Origin of the sequence: Corallococcus sp. AB011P (assembly GCF_003611605.1) — a bacterium.
Taxonomy (GTDB): domain Bacteria; phylum Myxococcota; class Myxococcia; order Myxococcales; family Myxococcaceae; genus Corallococcus; species Corallococcus coralloides.
Genome location: NZ_RAVX01000003.1, coordinates 47,536 through 64,770, shown reverse-complemented (window position 1 = coordinate 64,770; position 17,235 = coordinate 47,536). Strand labels below are relative to the sequence as shown.

The following is a 17,235-nucleotide window of genomic DNA, read 5'->3' as shown; positions in this document are numbered from 1 at the left end:
CGCGAAGCCATCACGGCGTGAACTGGATGAGCCCCATGTCCGTCTGCCCCGACGACACGAACGTCGTGGCGCCCACCGGCGTGGAGCCCTCGAACGTGAAGGCCAGCCGGGTGGAGCCGTCCGGCAACACCGCCATGAACGCGTTGGACACCTGGGTCCCCAGCATGCGCGACCAGCGATGGGTCCCCGTGGGGCTGAAGCTGGCCACGAACCGGAGCGCACCGCCCCGGGGCAGGCCGGGCGTGCCCAGCTCGCCGCCGCCCAGGTCCAGCGTGTACGCCGACACGCGGCCCTTCACCACGAGGTTGCCCGCGCCATCCACCGCCACCTGCTCGGCCACGTCCCCGGAGGGATATGTCGTCAGCACGCGCACCCAGCCCTCGCCGCCGGACGCGGTGAGCGTGCCGAACACGCCGTCATCCGGACGCACGTCGTGGGTGTCGTCATGGCTCGAATACGTCTGGCCCTGAAAGGTGAACGTCCCGTTGAAGCCTCCGGCGAACGCAACGCCCCCGTCGGGCAGGGCCGCCAGGCCGCGGATGCGGCCGATGGCTCCCCCCTTCAGTCCGTAGCCCCACACCGGCGCTCCGCTGGAGGTGAAGCGCGCCACGAAGGCCGTGCCCACGCGCATGCCCGGCGTCGCGAGCGTGGCGTTGTTGCTGCGGCCACCCATCAGGATGTTGCCCGCCGCGTCCGTGGCGAGCGCGTTCGCCTCCGTGTACTCGTCCACGGTGTAGAAGGCCTGCGACCACTGGTGGCCGCCGTCGTAGTCGAACTTCGCCAGGAAGAGGGACTGGGTCGAATCATCCCGGCTCTCGCTCATCGGGCCCGCGTAGATGTCGCCGCCGCCCAGGTCCATGTAGCCCTTGAAGTGGCCCGCGACGATGACGCTCCCGTTGGCGTCGGTGGCGACGGCGGAGGGGACGGCGATGGTGGGATAGACCGCCCCCTCCGCCCAGCCCGGTCGCTTCTCCGCGCGGAAGCCGTGCGCCCAGACGGGATTACCGGTGGGGGACAGCTTCAGCACGAACATCCCATCCCCGGCTCCGGCGGTATTGGGATCGATGTACGGCAGCGCGCCGGTGCCGAAGTCCGGACTGCCCAGGTAGGTGCCCACCACCAGCACGTTGCCCAGCGGCGTCACCGTCATCGCTTCCATGGACACCTGCTGCCCCACCCCGTACGCGCGCGACCACTGGTGCTGGGCCGCCGTGCTGAAGCGCGCCACCAGGAAGCCCGAGGGCCCCGGCAACGCCGCGCCGCCCGCCTGCGCCGGACCGTCGCTGTACCTTCCCCCCAGCACGAAGCCGGTGCCATCCGGCAGGTTGAGGAGCGCCGCCGCGTTCTCCCGCGCCGCTCCCCCCAGCCTCTTCGCCCAGGCCTGGGAGGGCGTACTGCTCCCCCGGTACGTGCACCAGTCGTAGCGGAAGACCGTGTCCAGCTGCGGCCGTCGCGAAACGTTGGACGCCTCGCGCGAGGAGAACTCCGCCCCGTCATCTCCCAGCGGGAGGACGCCTACGTCCAGGGTTTCGCGGTCGAGCGCCGCGCCCTTCACCTCCGCCGTCAGCCACGCGTCGTTGGCGACGGACGACACGGTGGCGATGGCGGGGCCCTCCACCGGCCGGTTGTTCCAGGTGAGGGTGCTCTCCCAGACACCTCCCGTCACCGGATGGAACGACAGGCCCGTGTTCGTGCCCTGCTTCGCGTACAGCCGCAGCCGCGCCTGGACGAGCTCGCCGCCCTCCCCCTCCAGGTGGAAACGCAGATACGACTGATAGCGCGTGGGAGCCGAGTCCACGTACAGCGTGGACTGGCTGCTCATGTTCAGGTTCGGTTGGTCATTCCGCACCGCGCCGTCGTGCTCCGCCACCATCGTCCTCGCGTCCAGATAGGTCCGTGGCTGGCAGATCGTGGGCAGCGCCGCCTGCGCCACCGCCTTCAACGCCCCGTCCTGGACCTCGTCCCGCGCGTCCACCGCTCCGCCGCACCGTGGCAACAGCGCCAGCATCGCGAACGCCGCGGCCCCCTGCGCGCCCCGCTTCCATCCGTTCCGCATCGTCGTGTCGTCCCCCAACGAGGCCTTCCCAGCCCCGCGGTCCCTTGAAATTGCATCCGCGGTGCCAGCGCGAATCCGCTCGCGGACAGGAGACACGGCCCCAAGGGAGGGAATCCTGAGGGCCCGGAGTGGTGCCTGGAGTTCACAAAGACAAACGAAAAGGCCCTCCCCGGTACGCGGGAAGGGCCTTCGTCACTTCAGGAGGAAGCCTTGAGAGGCGTTACGCCTTCTTCGGCTCCATGTTGGGCAGGCCCTCGAGCGCGTCGAGGATCTTCCGCTTGTCCTTCTTCTCCGTCGGCTTCGGCGAGGAGCTCACGCGCGGCGCCGGGCGCTCGCGGGTGAGCTGGCCACCCTGGAGGATGATGTTCACGTCCTCGGCGTCGAGCGTCTCGTACTCCACCAGGGCGTCGGACACGCGCTGGAGCACGTCCAGCTTGTCCGTGAGCAGCTGCTTGCCGGTGGTGTAGCAGCCCACGACGATGCTGCGGACCTCCATGTCGATCTGCCGGGCGGTGTCCTCGGAGTAGTCCTTGGACGAGTTGAAGTCGCGGCCCAGGAAGACCTCACCGTCGCTCTTGCCGAACGCCAGCGGGCCCATCTTCTCGCTCATGCCCCAGCGGCACACCATGGCGCGCGCCGTCTCCGTCGCACGCTCGATGTCGTTCGCCGCGCCGCTGCTCATCTCGTTGAACATGAGCTCTTCGGCGATGCGGCCACCCATGGCCATGGTGATCTGATCGAGGATCTGCTTGCGGTAGCCGTTCACCTTGTCCTCGGTGGGCAGGCTCCAGGTGACGCCCAGGGCCTGACCGCGCGGGATGATGGTGACCTTGTGCAAGGGGTCGCAGCCGGGCAGCAGCTTGGCGAGGAGCGCGTGACCGGCCTCGTGGACGGCCGTGTTCCGCTTCTCCTTGTCGGTCATGATCATGGACCGGCGCTCCGGCCCCATGAAGACCTTGTCCTTCGCCTGCTCGAAGTCCGCCAGGTCCACGCGCTCCTTGTTCTGACGCGCGGCCATCAGGGCCGACTCGTTGACCAGGTTCTCCAGGTCCGCGCCCGTCATGCCGGGCGTTCCGCGGGCGATGACCTCCAGTTCCACCTCCGGGGCCAGCGGCACGCGGCGGGTGTGCACCTTCAGCACGCCCAGGCGGCCCTTGAGGTCCGGACGAGGAACGATGATGCGGCGGTCGAAGCGGCCCGGGCGCTGGAGCGCCGGGTCCAACACGTCCGGACGGTTGGTGGCGGCGATGAGGATGACGCCGTCGTTGGACTCGAAGCCGTCCATCTCCACCAGCAGCTGGTTGAGCGTCTGCTCACGCTCGTCGTGACCGCCGCCCAGGCCCGCGCCACGGTGGCGGCCCACGGCGTCGATTTCGTCGATGAAGATGATGCAGGGGGCGTTCTTCTTGCCCTGCTCGAAGAGGTCGCGCACACGGCTGGCGCCGACGCCCACGAACATCTCCACGAAGTCCGAGCCGGAGATGGAGAAGAACGGGACGCCCGCCTCACCGGCCACCGCGCGGGCGAGCAGCGTCTTGCCCGTGCCCGGAGGGCCCATCATCAGGACGCCCTTGGGGATGCGGCCGCCCAGCTTGGTGAACTTCTTGGGGTCCTTGAGGAAGGCGACGATCTCCTCCAGCTCCTCCTTGCACTCGTCCACGCCGGCCACGTCCGCGAACGTGACCTTGTTGTGGCTCTCGCTGAGGAGCTTCGCCTTCGACTTCCCGAACGTCATCGCCTTGCCGCTGCCGCCCTGGAGCTGGCGCATGAAGAAGATGAAGAACAGGAACAGGAAGACGACGGGCATCCACTGCCCGAGGATGGTCAGCCAGAGGCTGTTCTGCTCCTCGCGCTCGTACTTCACGTCCACGCCAGAGGCGCGGAGCTGGTTGAGCACGGCCACGTCCGGCGCAGGCCCCGTCGTCCGGAACTTGTCGTTCGAGTCACTGAACGTACCGGAGTAGGTGTTGCCCTTGACGGAGACGGCACGGACCTTCTTCTCCTCCACCTTGGTCAGAAGCTGGGTGAAGGTCGGTTCCTGCACCTGCTCGTTGCCTTGGGAGAAGAAATTGTAGAAGGCGACGAAGAGGACGATCAGGATGACCCAGAGCCCGATGGTCTTGTAGGTCGAACGCACGTTTCAGCTGCCCTTTCGGTACTCGGCGGGATGAGGGCCGTGCCAGGAAGAACCCTGGCGAAGTTCGTCATGTGCCCGGCGCCCGCCCGTGTGCAGGCCAGCGACGGACCGTATCAGCAACAGCAAAAAGCCCTCAACTATTTAGGGGACCGCGACCATCCCCCGATTCGAAGCCTCGACTCTATAACGGAGGGGTCTTCCGTTCGCTCGTGAGCGGAGGAAAGGCCCACAGCGAGTGTCGGGAAGCCACCTCGCGCGAAGCCGCTCCAGGTTCGACGGAGCGCGGCAGGACGCCGGGAAGCCATAGCGGAGCACCGCGCGCGTCCACCACCACCGGTTGCGCGTCGCGCTCCTCCGAGGGAACGCGGGCATCCACCATCACGTCCTGCACCTTGCGGTGGCCCGCGCGCGTCCGGACGCGGTCGCCCTGCTTTCTCGAACGCACCGTGAGTGGCCACGCCGTCCCCTCCTCCAACATCAGGGCCAACACGCCCGGGGGCGGAAATCCTTCCGCGGCCACCAGGAATCGCCACGCGCCGAAGTCTCCCTGGGCCCCCGGCCCCGCGAGCACCAGCGGCGCGGGCGGTGATTCCCCTCCAGGCCCCACGCAGCGCACCCGCCCGCCGGTGGCCTTCAGGAGGAAGCCGTCGCTCAGCGGCATGACGCCCCCGCGCGCCACCACCTCCCGCGCGCGCTCCAGCGTGGCGTGGTCCACCCGGGCGCCCGCCGCGCCCAGCAGCCGTGCGAGCACGCGGCGCCACAGCGGCGGCTCCAGGGCGCGAAGGCCCACTGCGTCCAGTCCGCCCCCCGGCAGCGCCAACCGCGCCCACGCCCCGTCCGCCAGCCCGTCGAGCAGGGCCTCGTCCTCGGAGGCGAGCCGCGCGAAGGTGGCCAGGTGCTCCACCGTGCTGAAGCCCGCCGCGCGGTTCAGCGCGGGGAGCACATCCTGGCGCATGCGCGTGCGGAAGTAGGAGGGGTCCGCGTTCATCGGATCCACCACGAACCCCACCTCCTCGGTTGCCAGGAAGGCGAGCACGTCTTCGCGCGAGCACGCGAGCAGCGGCCGGAGGAGCAGGTCCGCGCGCGCGTGGATGGCGCGTGCGCCCCGGAGCGCCGTTCCCCGGGACAGGCGCATGAGCAACGTCTCCGCCTGGTCGTCGAGCGTGTGGCCGGTGGCCACGAAGTCCAGACCGCGCTCCTGTCGCAGGACCTCCAGGGTCGCGTACCTCGCCTCGCGCGCCCGCGCCTCCATCCCCGCCCCGGGCGACAGCTCGAGCCTCCGGACGTGGCAGGTCAGCCCCAGGCGCTCGGCCAGTCCTACGACGGAGGTCACCTCCCGCGCGGCCTCCGCCCGGAGGCCGTGGTCCACCGTCACCACCTCCACGCGCAGCGCCAGCGCCTCGCGCACGCGCGCCGTTCCCACGAGCAGCGCGGTGGAGTCCGCGCCTCCGGAGACGGCGAGCAGCACCGAGCGCGAGCGGGCGCCGTGCTCGGAATACGAGCGGGCGAGCTTGCCGGGCAGCGAGGAACTTTCAGGAGATGCGCGAGGCATGGCGCCAGCGTTCGGAATGGAGTGTCAGATGACCGGGTTACAGATTCGCGGTGGACGGAAGGCGTGGGGATGCATTCCATGATCCCCACAACGGAAGGACGCGGGGCGGAAATAGAACGGCGCTTCGCGGTTGTTGGTCGGACGTTCTGGACTTCATGACGTTGGACCTAGGGGTCCCCCCCCTCCCCCTCTGGGTCCACGGGGCCGCTCGGAGATTCGCTCCCTGCGGTCCCTCTTTCCGAAGCGCCCCGGTCTCCCTCGCGGAGGCCGGGGCGTTTCTCTTTCCCTACCTGCCGCCCATTGTCGGAAGTGGGGCGTTCAGCCCGCGGGCGCACGTTTGAGTGCTCCGAAACCGTTGACCCTTCAGGGCGTCTGTCGGATAACCGCTCCGGTGTGTTCAGGTCGTCACCTCGAATCCGCCCCGGAGACCCAGGCATGGCAGGCACCGACAAGCGCAAGCAGTCGCTGTACTTCCCCGAGGAGATGCTGAAGGAGATCCAGGAGGAAGCGAACCGGCAGGACCGTTCCCTCTCATGGGTGGTGCAGCAGGCCTGGAAGATCGCCCGCGACCGCATCAAGTCATTCCCTGCCGTGAACGATGTCACGGGCGACGAGCGCACGGACCCGCGCGAAGAAAGGCCTTAGACAGGGCAATGGCCACCACGGATCACCGCAAGCAATCACTCTATTTTCCCGAGGACATGCTGGAAGAGATCCAGCGTGAGGCGACCCGGCAGGATCGTTCCCTGTCGTGGATCGTCCAGCAGGCATGGAAGGTCGCCCGCGCTGACATCCGCCGCATGCCTTCGGTCAACGACGTGCTGGGCCCCCTGCCTCCACGGCCGGTGGCTGCCGCGGCGCAGACGGCCACCTCCGCTCCGGCGGTGGTGACCTCCAGCGCTCCGGCCTCCTCGGACGAGCCCTCCAAGCCTTAAGGGCTCCGTCCACCCCGGCCCCCGCAAGTCCGACACCGCGCGCGACGTCAGCGCGGGGCGGGCCGGGAGGGCCGGGCGCAGTTGGTGAAGACGATGCGCGGGGCTTCCTTCAGCGCCTGGACCGGGCTGGGGTACGTGCTTTTCATGTACGCCGCCGCGATGTTGGCGTCCGTGCCTCCCAGCTTGCGCGCCGTCACCGGGTTGCGGTCCGGGTCCTGTCCCGCGTTGCCCAGGATGCTGCCGTAGCCGTCCCCTCCCTCCAGCAGGAACGTGGACATCGCCACCCGGTAGCGGATGGACGCGTCGTCGCGCGCGGGGATGGACACGTCGCGGCCGCGCACCCGCAGCGCCGTCACCCGCTGGCCCGCGGGACGCCCGCAGTCCACGCGCAGGGTGGTGCCCTCGGACACGTGGAGGAACGCGCCGGACGGCGACACGATGGCCTGCCCTTCCAGGGCCAGCGCCTCCACGGAGTGCTCGAAGAGGTCCACGAGCTGCTTCTCCGTGAGGTCCACCGTCACGAGGAGGTTCTCGAAGAGGATGACCTCGTGCAGGACGCCGTCGGTGAGCGGCCCCGTGCGCAGGGACGTGCGGGTGACACACAGGCCTTCGTCGCGCAGCGAGCCGCCGTTGATGATGCCCAGGTCCGTGGGCTTCGCGGCGCCGTCCTCCGCGTGGAGGAACGCGTCCGCGGCCAGCTGCCCCAGCGCGTTGTTGTCGTGGCGGGTGAAGGCGGAGCCCAGCTGGACCTCCTCGCCCAGGTAGCCCACGACGGCGTCGGGGTCGTCCACCAGCGGGGCGCAGGAGTCGTTGTACGCGAGGCAGCCGGGCAGCAGCGTGAGCGCGGCGAGCGCGGCGGTGAGGTGGCGGCGGTCCATCAGTAGGAGGCCCTCAGGGTGAGGTAGCCGGACACGCCCTCGCGCGGCAGCAGGCCGGGGACGCGGTCCGGACGGGGCACGTCGTCGCGCAGGTCGTGGTCGAAGAGGTTCTGTGCGTAGAGCGTCACCTCGAAGTGCTCCCAGATGGGCTCGGTGCGCAGCTGCGCGGTGATGAGGCTGTAGGCGGCAATCTCGTAGCGGCGGATGAGCTCCAGCGTGGAGCGGTTGTTGTTGCGGCGCTCGGCGCCGGAGCGCACCACCACGTCCAGGTTCACCCAGTCCCCCAGGGGCATGGACACGCCCGCGTTGAAGCGCGCCTGGGGCACGTCCGTGAGCAGCCGGGACTGCTCCGGCAGCTCCAGGTCCTGCGCGCGGGACAGGCTGGCGTTGACCCACGCGGCGGCGCGCTTGGACGCCTCCAGGCGGGCCTCCGCCTCCACGCCGTACACACGCACGCCCAGCTCGCGGTTGCGCAAGGGGACAATGTTGCCGCTGGTGTCCACCGGGGTGATGGGCGAGGCGAAGTTCTGCAGGAAGGCGTTGGCGCGCACACGCACGCGGGTGTCGCCCGCGGCCTGGACCAGGTCCATGCCCAGCTCGAAGGTGTCCACGGTGGTGGGCTTCAGGAGCGGGTTTCCCTCGAAGCGGCCCTGGTTGTAGTCGGTGTCGGGGATGCGCTCGACCAGCTCCTGGGGCGTGGGGGCGCGGAAGGCACGGCCGTACAGCGCCTTGAGCACCAGCGCGTCCGACGCCGCGATGACCAGACCCACGCGCGGGTTGACCCGCACCACCATCTTGCTGGCGTCGAGCGTGCCCGTCGCCTCCGCGTCGGGGAGCTGGGTGGCGTCCAGGCGCAGGCCGAAGGTGAGCGTGAGCGCGGAGAGCACGGTCCACTGGTCCTGCGCGGAGAGGCCCAGGTTGAGGCGGCGGGAGGCCGCGCCCTTCGTGAGGTCCACCAGTCCTTCAGGGGCGGCGGGGCTGGGGCGCAGGCGGCCGTCGAGCGTGAAGTTCGTCGTGTAGTCGTACTGGGACAGCGACTGCTGTTCGGCGACGAAGCCCAGGGTGAGGTGGTTCTCCTTCGCCAGCGCGAAGTCCGCGTCCACGGAGGCCGTCACGGTGCGCACGGTGACCCGAGTCTGCTCCTGGAGTCCCTCCGGGAAGAGGCGTTCCACGCCATCGCCGGTGCGGAAGTCGAGCGGCGTGAGCTGGAACAGCCGGTCGGTGGACTGCTGATCGAAGCCCAGCCGGGCGCGCACCTGGCCGCCGTCGGAGAGGGGCCGCTCCCAGGTGAGGTCCGCGAGCAGCACGTCCCAGGACAGCTGGGAGTCGTTGCCCACGGTGTCGAACAGGCCGACGAGCGCGTCGCGCTTCTCGGAGAGGTAGCGCGCGGTGACACCCAGGCGGCCGGCGCTGTCCAGGCCGTAGGACACACCTCCGCCCGCGTTGACGAGGAAGCGGCCGTCACGGGTGCGGCCCGCGGGCTGGTCCACGTCGCGCAGGCCCTGGGCCACGGACTCGTCGTCGAGCGCGTCGTGGTCGATGACGAGCGAGTCGCCTTCCTGCGTCCAGAGGTCCAGGTCCGCGAACAGGCGCAGGTCGCCGGTGGTGTGCGCGGCGGACAGGTGGCCGTCGGTGGCGAGCGCCAGGCGGCCGTCGTCGCGGGGGACACCGCCGGTGGTGATGGCGCCGCGGACGCCGTCGGCGTGGTTGGTGACCAGGTTGACGACGCCCTGGAAGGCGCCCGCGCCGTAGACGGCGGAGCCGGGGCCGCGGATGACCTCGATGCGCTCCAGGTTCTCCACCGGCAGGTTCATCAGCGCCTTGCCGTCGAAGAAGTTGTTGAGGCGGTGGCCGTCGAGAAGGAAGAGCACCTCCGCGTCGTTGCGCAGGCCCCGGATGGCGGTGCGGTGGAAGCCCTGCACGTCGCGGCTGACGGACACGCCGGGCACCACGTCCAGCACGTCCGCCACCGTGCGGGCGCCCAGCGCGATCATCTGCGCGCGGTTGAAGGAAGCGCCGATGGCCGGCACGGTGCGGACGGCCTCCTCCTGGAGGGTCGTCACCGCGAGCACGTCCTCCGCGCTGTAGAGCGCCAGGTCGTCGTCCATGGTGCTGCGGGATGAGGACGCGCGGGAGTCAGTGCGAGGTTCCGGAGGCACGTCCGCGTTGAGCGCGGCCATGGCGTCGTCGGAGCTGTTGCCCGCGCGGCCGGAAGTCCGCGAGTCCGTACCGCTCGCGCGAGCCGGGGCCCGAGGGTCGGACGCCTCCGTTCGGGTCGGCGCGCGCGAGCCGTCCGTTCGGGCAGTGCGTGAATCCGGCACATCCGTCCGGGTCGAAGCGCGCGGGTCCGTACCGCCCGTGCGGCTCGAAGCACGCGGGTCCGTCCCCTCCGGACGACCCGAGGAAGGAGGCGGCGTCGGAGCGCTCCCCGGGTCATCGTCCTCCCCTGCCCCCGACGGCGGCGCGAAGGCATCGATGTCGGGCGAGGACCTCGGGGCTTCACGGGTCCCCTTGCGGACCGGCGGCACTCGGACCGGCGGTGGCTCCGGAGCCTGCGTCCCCACCATCACCCTGGCGGGCCGGAGCGCGGACATGAAGAGCGGTGTGCGCGCCCCATCCACCATCGCCGCTTCGACGAAGTACTCCACGCCGGGTGACACCATGTGCTCGGCGGGAATCACCGCGCGGTACAGGTCTCCGTACTGCCGCTCCATGGGGACCTGGACGTACGGCTCGCCCGGGCCGCGATAGCGAACGAAGAGCTCCAGCACCTTGCCGCCATCCACCAGCGTCGCATCCAACTGGAGGGGCTGCCGGACCTCGGCGCGCGGCGGCGACGCGTGCAGCAGCGCGGCCTCTTGTGCGTGGACGGGGGCCGCGGCGAACACCACGGCACAGAGGATGAGCGAGCGAGGAAGAACGGTCCGCAAGATTGACGACGATGGTCCGTTGCAGGGCCATGCGAGTCAAGCAAGCCACCTGCCCGCGTCCCGCTGATTTTTTGCCGCCCCCGCGAGCGCATGCGACGGTGCCTGTCGCTCCATGCGCGCGTCGCTTGCCCTTCACCTCGCTCTCTTCCGCCGCCAACGCGCCCAGATCGCCCGGGTGGTCGAAGGCCGCACCGAAGCCTTCCGCGCCTACGAGGCTCGCTACCGCCGGCGCACGAGCACCTATCAGCGCGTGGTCCCCCTGACCCACGTGCACCAGCGCATCGCGGCGTCGGACCTCGTCTACGTCGGCGACTACCACACGCTGCCGCTCGCCCAGCAGACCTACCTGGACCTCGCGGAGCGCGCCCTCGCCTCCGGCCGCCGCGTCGTGCTGGCGCTCGAGTGCGTGGAGGGCCGTCATCAAGCCGCCCTCGACGCGTACCTCGCGGGACGCCTGCCCGAGCGCACCCTGATGTCCCGGCTGGGCCATGGCCCCACCCCGGGCTTCGGTCCCGGCGCCGGCATCCGCGCCGTGCTGGCCTTCGCGAAGCGCCTCAAGCTCCAGGTGGCCGCCATCGACCGGAGGGCCCAGGGAGAGCGTTCGCTCGCGCTGCGCGACGCCTTCGCCGCGGAGCGCATCGCCCGCGTGGCCCGCGCGGAGGACGTCCCGCTGGTGATGGTGCTGGTGGGCCAGTTCCATGCAGCGCCCTGCCACCTGCCCGCGCAGGTGGAGCGCGCGTTGGGTGACGCCCATCCGCGCCGCGGCCTCGTCGTGTACCAGAACGCGGAAGGCCTCTGGTGGCGCCTCGCGCGCGAGGGCCGGCTGGGCAGCGCGGAGGCCGTGGAGCTGGCGGACGGCGCGCTGTGCCTGATGAACGCCTCGCCCGTCCTCTGCCAGCAGAGCTTCCTGGACTACCTGGAGGCCGAAGGCGACGACGCGCCCCTCCTGGACCGCAGCGCCGCGGAGCGCTTCCGGGACATGGCGGAGCTCATCGGCGGGCTCGCGGGCGTGCCCGTGGGCCGCGAGTTGGACTCGGTGGAGGTGACGACGGCGGCGGACGGCGACGTGCTCGCCCGCATCCGCCGGCGCGGCCGCTTCACCCAGGCGGAGCTGTCCCAGCTGCGCAAGCACATCCTGTCGCGCGAGAGCGGCTACATCCCGCGCGCGCGCACGGCCTGGCTCGCGTCGCTGTCCCTCAACCACGCCGCGGAGGAGGCCGCCCACTTCGTGCGCCACTGCGCCGTGGGCGACGCCATGGACGCCCCGCGCGGCGCGTCCGAGGCCTTCTACGCACGCTGTCTGGAAGAGGCCCTGGGCTTCTTCGGCTCCAAGCTGATCAACCCGCGCCGCACCTGCCCCAACGTCGCGGAGTGGGCGAAGCGCTTCGGCGAGGCCCGGGGCCTGGAGCGGCAGATCGCCGCCTTCGTGCTCGCCCACAAGGCCACGGAGTCCGAGGCCCCCGACGAGGCCGTGAAGCTCCTCCCCCTGCGCCGCGACCGCCTGTTCCACGGCGTCAGCCACGCGCTCGGCTATCTCCTGGGGGACAGCCTCTACCGCGCCTTCGACGCCGGTCAGGTGGACACCGCCGGCATCCGCGCCCTCTTCCGCGACCCGTTCGTGGATCCGCGCGGTGCCTACCTCGCCTGGGCCGCGCGCCTGCGCGGTCTCTAGGCCCGTGGTAGCGGCGACCCAGCTGAATTCCGCGGCCGCTTGAAGCTACATTCCAGCGGCATGACCCCATCCCCTCGTCCGCTCACGGGCGTTGTGTCCGCTGTCCTCCTGTCCCTCGCCGTGGGCCTCGTGCTGCCCGGGTGCTTCTCCACTCAGAGCGCCTGCGTCCATGGCTCGTCCATCTACTTCTGCAATGAGGACACCGAAGACGAGTGCCGCGACTTCTGGTGCGACGGCTGGGACTACTGCGGCTACTTCGACGGCGACTCGTGCGAGGACGTGGGCTTCTCTGACGGCGAGGTGTACCTGAACAGCTTCTCCGAGCCGAGAACGCCGGAGTGGAGCTGGGGGACGCCTTCTGGCGGCTCGGGCGGCGGTGGTGGTGGCGGAGGCAGCAGCGGCGCGTGCGCCTACTACGACGGGAACCTGAACCGCGTGCTCTGTGAGCAGCGCACCTCGGCCTCCAGCTGTTCGGGCAAGTGGATGGGCAGCGGCACCAACTGCTCCAGCCTCAAGTGCACGAGCAACACCGACCCCAACACCTGCACCGTGTCGGGTGGAAGCTCGGGCGGCACCTGCACGCCCACCTACCAGGGGCCCACCGGCGACGCGCAGGTCTACACGCAGTGCGCTTCCGTGTGGAACTACCGGTGCCAGCAGAAGAACGACAGCGCCGCGGACCAGAACTGCCTCGTCTACGACTCGCTCGAGGCGACGGTGGACTGCCCGTACTGCCCCTGATTCAACGCACCACCGCACCGGGCCGGTGGGCCGCGAGATAGCGGTCCACCGGCAGCGGGAGCGCCGAGGCTCAGGCGCGGTTGGCGATGGTCTTCGGCGGCAGCTTGAGGACCTGGCCCACCTTGATGTGGTCCGGGTCCTTGAGCTGATCCTTGTTGGCCTCGAAGATCTTCGTGTACAGCTTCATGTCCCCGTAGATGTCCTTGGCGAGCTTGCTGAGCGTGTCGCCCGACTTCACGGTGTGGACGCCGTAGGGCTCGGCGTGGGTCACGGTGAGCATCACCATGATCTCGTCGTTCCACTTCGGGTGCTTCGCCTTGATCTGATCCCACATGCGGTCGCGGTCGAAGGCATGATCGACGGCGCCCTTGATGACGAGCTTGCCGTTCTCCTCGCGCGTTTCGATCTTCGCGCCCACGTTCTTCGCCACGTCCAGCACGTCCTGGTAGTCGTTCTGCAAGGCCATCCGCGTCCTCCTGTCGTGAGGGCGCGAACTCAAGCACCCCGCCCCCTGGCCATGACGGACCGCTGGGAAAGACGTGAACGAAGCTCAACACTGCGCAAGCAGGAGCTGTTCAGAGCACCACGTCCGCGCCGGGCTCCGGGGCGACGTTCAGCTCCTTGGGCGGAGCGAAGGTGCCGTCCGGACGCAGCTCGCGCAGGACCTCCTCGCGGCTCAGGCGCACCGCGCGGATGGTGCCATCCGGCGACAGCGCGTAGACGCAGTCCTGGTCCGCCCCGCCCACGAAGAGGCCACCCAGCGCGGGATAGAGCATCACCAGCGCGAGCTCCGTCTCCAGCGGCCCCGGGAAGAGCACGTGCGCGTGCGCGGAGAACTGGGGCCGCTCGCCGTCCGCGTCCGGCGCGACGGACACCGGGATGAGCCCCTGGTGCAGGGGCAGCTCCTGGAGCTTCTGGCGGCCGTCCTTGCTGAACTTGAAGCGGAAGTCGCCGCCCAGCAGGTACAGGTTCGAGTCGTCGAAGCCCTGGAGCACATAGACGGTGATGCCGTCGTCCTCCTCCAGCACGACGGGGTTGAGCTGCTTGCGGCCGTGCACCTGGAAGACGCGCTCGCAGGCGGTGCTCACTGCGCGGGCCAGGGCGTCCATGCCTTCGGGAAGGGACTCGACGGGGAAGTCCTCCATCTCGCCGGAGAACTCGATGGGCGCGCGGTAGGCGTATGAGGGAACGAACACGTCCTGCGGATTGAAGCGGCCGAAGACGGAGTACCAGGCGTTGCCGCGCGGCACGGTGAAGAACCAGTTCATCCGCGAGCGGTCCAGGTCCGGACGCGCCAGCAGCAGGTCCGTGGCGCTGATGGCGCCCTTCTCCGATTCGACGATGTACCGCGCGCGCTTCTGCACGCGCTGGAGCTCCGCGTCCGCCACCAGCACCCCCGAGGCTTGCGCCGCGTCCGGCGCGTCCACCGGGGCCTGCGCCACCTCCGCCTGGGGCGCGCTGGAGTGCGCGCGGCAGCCAGCGGTCAGGGCGACGAGGGCGACGAGGAGACTGCGAAGCATGGGGACTCCCGCGGACGTAAGGGCCCGGTCAGTCTGTGCCGGCCGGGGCCCTCGCGTCACGTCCCCCAATCACGGCGGGACCTCAGGCGCCCTGCTGCGTGGGCGCCAGCGCCGCCTTGATCTTCTCCTTCAGCGCCTTGCGGCGCTCCTTGAACTGCGCGCGCGTGGTCTCATCCACCTGGCCGTTGTTGGAGGCGCGCGCGGCCTTCATCTCCTCGTGGAGCTGTTTGGCCTCCGCCTTGAAGCCGTCGGCCTGGGCCTGCGACAGGCGCCCCTCGGCGACCTGCTTGTCCAGCCGGTGCTCCATGCGGCCGAACTTGTGGCCCCCGCCGCCGTGCTTGCCCCGGCGCCCTTCGCACTGGCCGGCCTTGGCGTTGGAGTCGGACGGCGCGGCCGTCTGGGCGAGCACGGGCACGGCGAGGAGCAGCGTGGCGACGGCGGTACCGCGAAGCATGGACTTGAGCGACATGGTGTGTGGACTCCGGGTTCAGGTCAAAACGCTCCGGGAGCAGCCGTGCAGCCTGCTCCCCGTCGCGCTCTGACACTGAAAACCCCGGAGCCCGCCGAAGGTTAAATCGCCTCCGGAAAAGCGTCGCCTACTGGCAGTCCGCCAGGCCGTAGGTGAAGTCCTGGCGCGGCGTCTGGCCCGGGTCCTGGTTGATGGCCGCGATGCTCAGGTCCGTGTACGACACCGTCTGCGTGCTGCCGATGACCATCTGCGTGCGCTGCACGCGCGTGGTGGACAGCACCACCTTGCCAATCGAGCCGGTGGGCTCGACGCGGTAGCAGTTCATGATGCGCGGATCCACCGTGGAACGGCGGCACTGCGTGTACTGCCCCAGCACCGTGCGCTTCTCATACGTGCAGCGGCAGTCCCAGGGGTCATAGGCCTCCACCACCGTGGCCGCCTCGTAGCCCGTGGCGGTCTGCACCACTTCCAGGTAGCTGCCATCCTGCGGCTGCGTGCAGCGCATCAGCGTGTCGCCCACGGCGCCCTGCTTCACCTCCGCCAGCGCCGGCTCCACCTTCACCTCGGCGCCCGCCTCGATGGCCTGCAGCGGATCCCTCGAGTCCGCACCCTCACAGCCCAGGCCCAGCAGCGACACACCCAGCAACACGACCGCGGAAAGACGCAGCGACACTTTCATGGACGACTCCTACGAATGGGGGGATGTCCCGGAGGACCCGGACATCTCTCCTGTAGGCTTTCCAGGCGGCCGGGTGCAACGCCCTTCTGCGTCACGAACGCGATACGGGCTTCAGGGCACGCGTGGCCATGAAGGTGGGCAGGAACGTGGAGAGCAGGTCCTTCCCTCCCTCGTAGTTGTCCTCGAACAGGTTCGTGAGCACGAAGCCCGCGTCCATCTGTCCGCCCAGCTGATCCTCCAGCGAATGGCCCACGACCATGGGCTCATCCTTGTCGGTGTAGCGGCGGCGCTCCTCGTCCGTGAGGCTGGTGAAGTCCGAGTACGGCATCGTGTACTTGAGCCGCATCACGCCCTTCTCCTCCTCCGCCGGGTCGAAGAGGTAGCGCACCGGATTGCAGATGCCCGACAGGAGCACGCCACCCGGGCGCAGCACGCGGAAGGCCTCGCGCCACACCGGGAGGATCTCCTCCGCGAAGCAGTTGGAGCACGGGTGGAAGATGAGGTCGAAGCTCCCGTCGGCGAAGGCGGACAGGTTCCGCATGTCGCCCTCCACGTACTGGAGCGTGAGCCCCTCGCGCTCGGCGACCTTCCGGTCCTGCGCCAGCTGCGCGGGCGAGTTGTCGAACACGGTGACGTTCGCGCCCGCCGCCGCGAGCACCGGGCACTGCTGGCCGCCCGCGCTCGCCAGGCCCAGCACGTCCTTGCCCTTCAGGTCCCCGAACCACGCACGCGGCACGGGCTTCGTCGGGGTGAGCACCACGCTCCAGTCACCCCGCCTCGCGGCGGCGATGACCTCCGGGGACACCGGCAACGTCCACTTGTTGCCCCGTCCCACCTCGCCGTTCCACGCCTCGCGGTTGTACGTCCGCACGTCCAGCTCAGTCTTCATGCAGCACCCTTCCTTCCATGCCCCCGGCCACGGTGACGACCTCGCCCGTCACGTGGCCTGAGATGCGATCCGACGCGAGCGTCACCACGACGCGCGCCACGTCCTCCGGCTGCCCCACCTTGCGCAGCGGCATCGTCCGCGTGACGCGGCCGACGAACTTCGGGTCCGTCAGCTTGTCGCGGTTGCGGTCCACTTCCGTCCAGCCCGGGCACACCACGTTGACGCGGCCCATGGGCGCGATGCGGTGCAGCTCGTTCTTCAGGCTCTTCACGAAGCCCGCCGCCAGCGCGCCCTTGGCCGCCGCGTAGTCCGTGTGGCCCGCTTCCCCGAAGAGGCCCGCCGTGGAGCTGATGATGACGATGGTGCCCGTGCCCGTGGTCTCCACGTGGCGCAGGAACGCGCGGCAGCTCAGGAACACGCTGTCCAGGTTCTGCGCCAGCGTGCGGCGCCAGCGCTCCAGGGACATCTTCCACAGCGGTTCATCGGGCGCGGGGTACACGCCGGTGTTGCACACCAGCACGTCCAGCCGGCCCAGGTCCTTCACCGCCTGGGGCACCAGCGCGTCCACGTCCGCCTCCACCGTGAGGTCCGCGCGCACGGCCGCGCCGCCCACCTCGCGCGCGAGCGCCGCCGCCTTCTCCTGACTGCGGTGGTAGTGCACCGCCACCTTCGCGCCCTCGCCCGCGAACGCCCGCACCAGCGCGGAGCCGATGCCACCCGCGCCGCCCGTCACCAGCACGCCCTTGCCCTGCAGTCCCGTGTCCATCGCTTCGCGAC

Annotated in this window: 15 protein-coding genes; 4 read left to right on the top strand and 11 right to left on the bottom strand. The window is 70.0% G+C overall.

The genetic code is table 11. The features are described from left to right. Nucleotides 1-10 precede the first annotated feature (10 nt). The 3 genes from D7X30_RS10145 to tilS form a co-directional block, all read right to left on the bottom strand. Nucleotides 11-2,056 carry a DNRLRE domain-containing protein gene (locus D7X30_RS10145; protein WP_147443151.1) on the bottom strand — a complete coding sequence of 682 codons (2,046 nt, stop codon included), beginning with the start codon at nt 2,054-2,056 and terminating at the stop codon, nt 11-13. 220 nt (nt 2,057-2,276) lie between these two features. Beyond that, nucleotides 2,277-4,193, bottom strand: a complete 1,917-nt coding sequence (gene ftsH, locus D7X30_RS10140) for an ATP-dependent zinc metalloprotease FtsH (RefSeq protein WP_120562694.1) — start codon at nt 4,191-4,193, stop codon at nt 2,277-2,279. 181 nt (nt 4,194-4,374) lie between these two features. Then, a complete protein-coding gene (gene tilS, locus D7X30_RS10135; RefSeq protein WP_120562693.1) occupies nt 4,375-5,745 on the bottom strand; it encodes a tRNA lysidine(34) synthetase TilS in 1,371 nt (456 codons plus the stop codon). 435 nt (nt 5,746-6,180) lie between these two features. On the opposite strand from tilS, the gene D7X30_RS10130 reads away from it, so the two are divergent. Next, the gene (locus D7X30_RS10130; RefSeq protein WP_014396356.1) at nt 6,181-6,390 is read left to right on the top strand and encodes a TIGR04563 family protein; all 210 of its coding nucleotides are present in this window, start codon (nt 6,181-6,183) and stop codon (nt 6,388-6,390) included. 8 nt (nt 6,391-6,398) lie between these two features. Further along, entirely contained in the window at nt 6,399-6,680 is a 282-nt protein-coding gene (locus tag D7X30_RS10125; protein WP_014396355.1) for a TIGR04563 family protein, read from the top strand. Nucleotides 6,681-6,727: 47 nt separating this feature from the next. On the opposite strand, the gene D7X30_RS10120 is transcribed toward D7X30_RS10125, so the two are convergent. Continuing rightward, nucleotides 6,728-7,558 carry a 5'-nucleotidase C-terminal domain-containing protein gene (locus D7X30_RS10120; RefSeq protein WP_120562692.1) on the bottom strand — a complete coding sequence of 277 codons (831 nt, stop codon included), beginning with the start codon at nt 7,556-7,558 and terminating at the stop codon, nt 6,728-6,730. Beyond that, nucleotides 7,558-10,488, bottom strand: a complete 2,931-nt coding sequence (locus D7X30_RS10115; RefSeq protein ID WP_120562691.1) for a TonB-dependent siderophore receptor — start codon at nt 10,486-10,488, stop codon at nt 7,558-7,560. Before D7X30_RS10115 ends, D7X30_RS10120 begins: the two co-directional genes overlap by 1 nt. Nucleotides 10,489-10,600: 112 nt before the next feature. Between D7X30_RS10115 and D7X30_RS10110 the strand changes: the two genes are divergently transcribed. Then, complete coding sequence (locus tag D7X30_RS10110; RefSeq protein WP_120562690.1) at nt 10,601-12,160, top strand: ChaN family lipoprotein; 1,560 nt, start codon at nt 10,601-10,603, stop codon at nt 12,158-12,160. A gap of 60 nt (nt 12,161-12,220) precedes the next feature. After that, nucleotides 12,221-12,901: a hypothetical protein gene (locus tag D7X30_RS10105; RefSeq protein ID WP_120562689.1), complete on the top strand. Its 681-nt coding sequence runs from the start codon at nt 12,221-12,223 to the stop codon at nt 12,899-12,901. A gap of 70 nt (nt 12,902-12,971) precedes the next feature. Here the strand turns inward: D7X30_RS10105 and D7X30_RS10100 are convergent, their stop codons facing one another. From D7X30_RS10100 to D7X30_RS10075, 6 genes are all read right to left on the bottom strand, one after another. After that, nucleotides 12,972-13,367 (bottom strand): LysM peptidoglycan-binding domain-containing protein, encoded by a 396-nt coding sequence (locus D7X30_RS10100; protein WP_120562688.1) that lies wholly within the window; start codon nt 13,365-13,367, stop codon nt 12,972-12,974. A 109-nt stretch (nt 13,368-13,476) separates the two neighbouring features. Further along, the gene (locus tag D7X30_RS10095) at nt 13,477-14,421 is read right to left on the bottom strand and encodes a hypothetical protein (protein WP_120562687.1); all 945 of its coding nucleotides are present in this window, start codon (nt 14,419-14,421) and stop codon (nt 13,477-13,479) included. 82 nt (nt 14,422-14,503) lie between these two features. Further along, complete coding sequence (locus D7X30_RS10090; RefSeq protein WP_120562686.1) at nt 14,504-14,890, bottom strand: hypothetical protein; 387 nt, start codon at nt 14,888-14,890, stop codon at nt 14,504-14,506. Between the two features lie 127 nt (nt 14,891-15,017). Beyond that, on the bottom strand, nt 15,018-15,569 hold the full coding sequence (locus D7X30_RS10085; protein WP_120562685.1) for a hypothetical protein: 552 nt from the start codon (nt 15,567-15,569) through the stop codon (nt 15,018-15,020). 91 nt (nt 15,570-15,660) lie between these two features. Then, a complete protein-coding gene (locus D7X30_RS10080) occupies nt 15,661-16,458 on the bottom strand; it encodes a class I SAM-dependent methyltransferase (protein ID WP_120562684.1) in 798 nt (265 codons plus the stop codon). Then, nucleotides 16,448-17,224 (bottom strand): SDR family NAD(P)-dependent oxidoreductase, encoded by a 777-nt coding sequence (locus D7X30_RS10075; protein ID WP_120562683.1) that lies wholly within the window; start codon nt 17,222-17,224, stop codon nt 16,448-16,450. The genes D7X30_RS10080 and D7X30_RS10075 overlap by 11 nt, the downstream gene beginning before the upstream one ends. Nucleotides 17,225-17,235 lie beyond the last annotated feature (11 nt).

Excerpts from the sequence above, each read along its gene's own strand:
- D7X30_RS10145 (WP_147443151.1), bottom strand. The coding sequence starts at position 2,056 with ATGCGGAACGGATGGAAGCGGGGCGCGCAGGGGGCCGCGGCGTTCGCG.
- tilS (WP_120562693.1), bottom strand. The coding sequence starts at position 5,745 with ATGCCTCGCGCATCTCCTGAAAGTTCCTCGCTGCCCGGCAAGCTCGCC.
- D7X30_RS10130 (WP_014396356.1), top strand. The coding sequence starts at position 6,181 with ATGGCAGGCACCGACAAGCGCAAGCAGTCGCTGTACTTCCCCGAGGAG.
- D7X30_RS10125 (WP_014396355.1), top strand. The coding sequence starts at position 6,399 with ATGGCCACCACGGATCACCGCAAGCAATCACTCTATTTTCCCGAGGAC.
- D7X30_RS10120 (WP_120562692.1), bottom strand. The coding sequence starts at position 7,558 with ATGGACCGCCGCCACCTCACCGCCGCGCTCGCCGCGCTCACGCTGCTG.
- D7X30_RS10110 (WP_120562690.1), top strand. The coding sequence starts at position 10,601 with ATGCGCGCGTCGCTTGCCCTTCACCTCGCTCTCTTCCGCCGCCAACGC.
- D7X30_RS10105 (WP_120562689.1), top strand. The coding sequence starts at position 12,221 with ATGACCCCATCCCCTCGTCCGCTCACGGGCGTTGTGTCCGCTGTCCTC.
- D7X30_RS10100 (WP_120562688.1), bottom strand. The coding sequence starts at position 13,367 with ATGGCCTTGCAGAACGACTACCAGGACGTGCTGGACGTGGCGAAGAAC.
- D7X30_RS10095 (WP_120562687.1), bottom strand. The coding sequence starts at position 14,421 with ATGCTTCGCAGTCTCCTCGTCGCCCTCGTCGCCCTGACCGCTGGCTGC.
- D7X30_RS10090 (WP_120562686.1), bottom strand. The coding sequence starts at position 14,890 with ATGTCGCTCAAGTCCATGCTTCGCGGTACCGCCGTCGCCACGCTGCTC.
- D7X30_RS10085 (WP_120562685.1), bottom strand. The coding sequence starts at position 15,569 with ATGAAAGTGTCGCTGCGTCTTTCCGCGGTCGTGTTGCTGGGTGTGTCG.
- D7X30_RS10080 (WP_120562684.1), bottom strand. The coding sequence starts at position 16,458 with ATGAAGACTGAGCTGGACGTGCGGACGTACAACCGCGAGGCGTGGAAC.
- D7X30_RS10075 (WP_120562683.1), bottom strand. The coding sequence starts at position 17,224 with ATGGACACGGGACTGCAGGGCAAGGGCGTGCTGGTGACGGGCGGCGCG.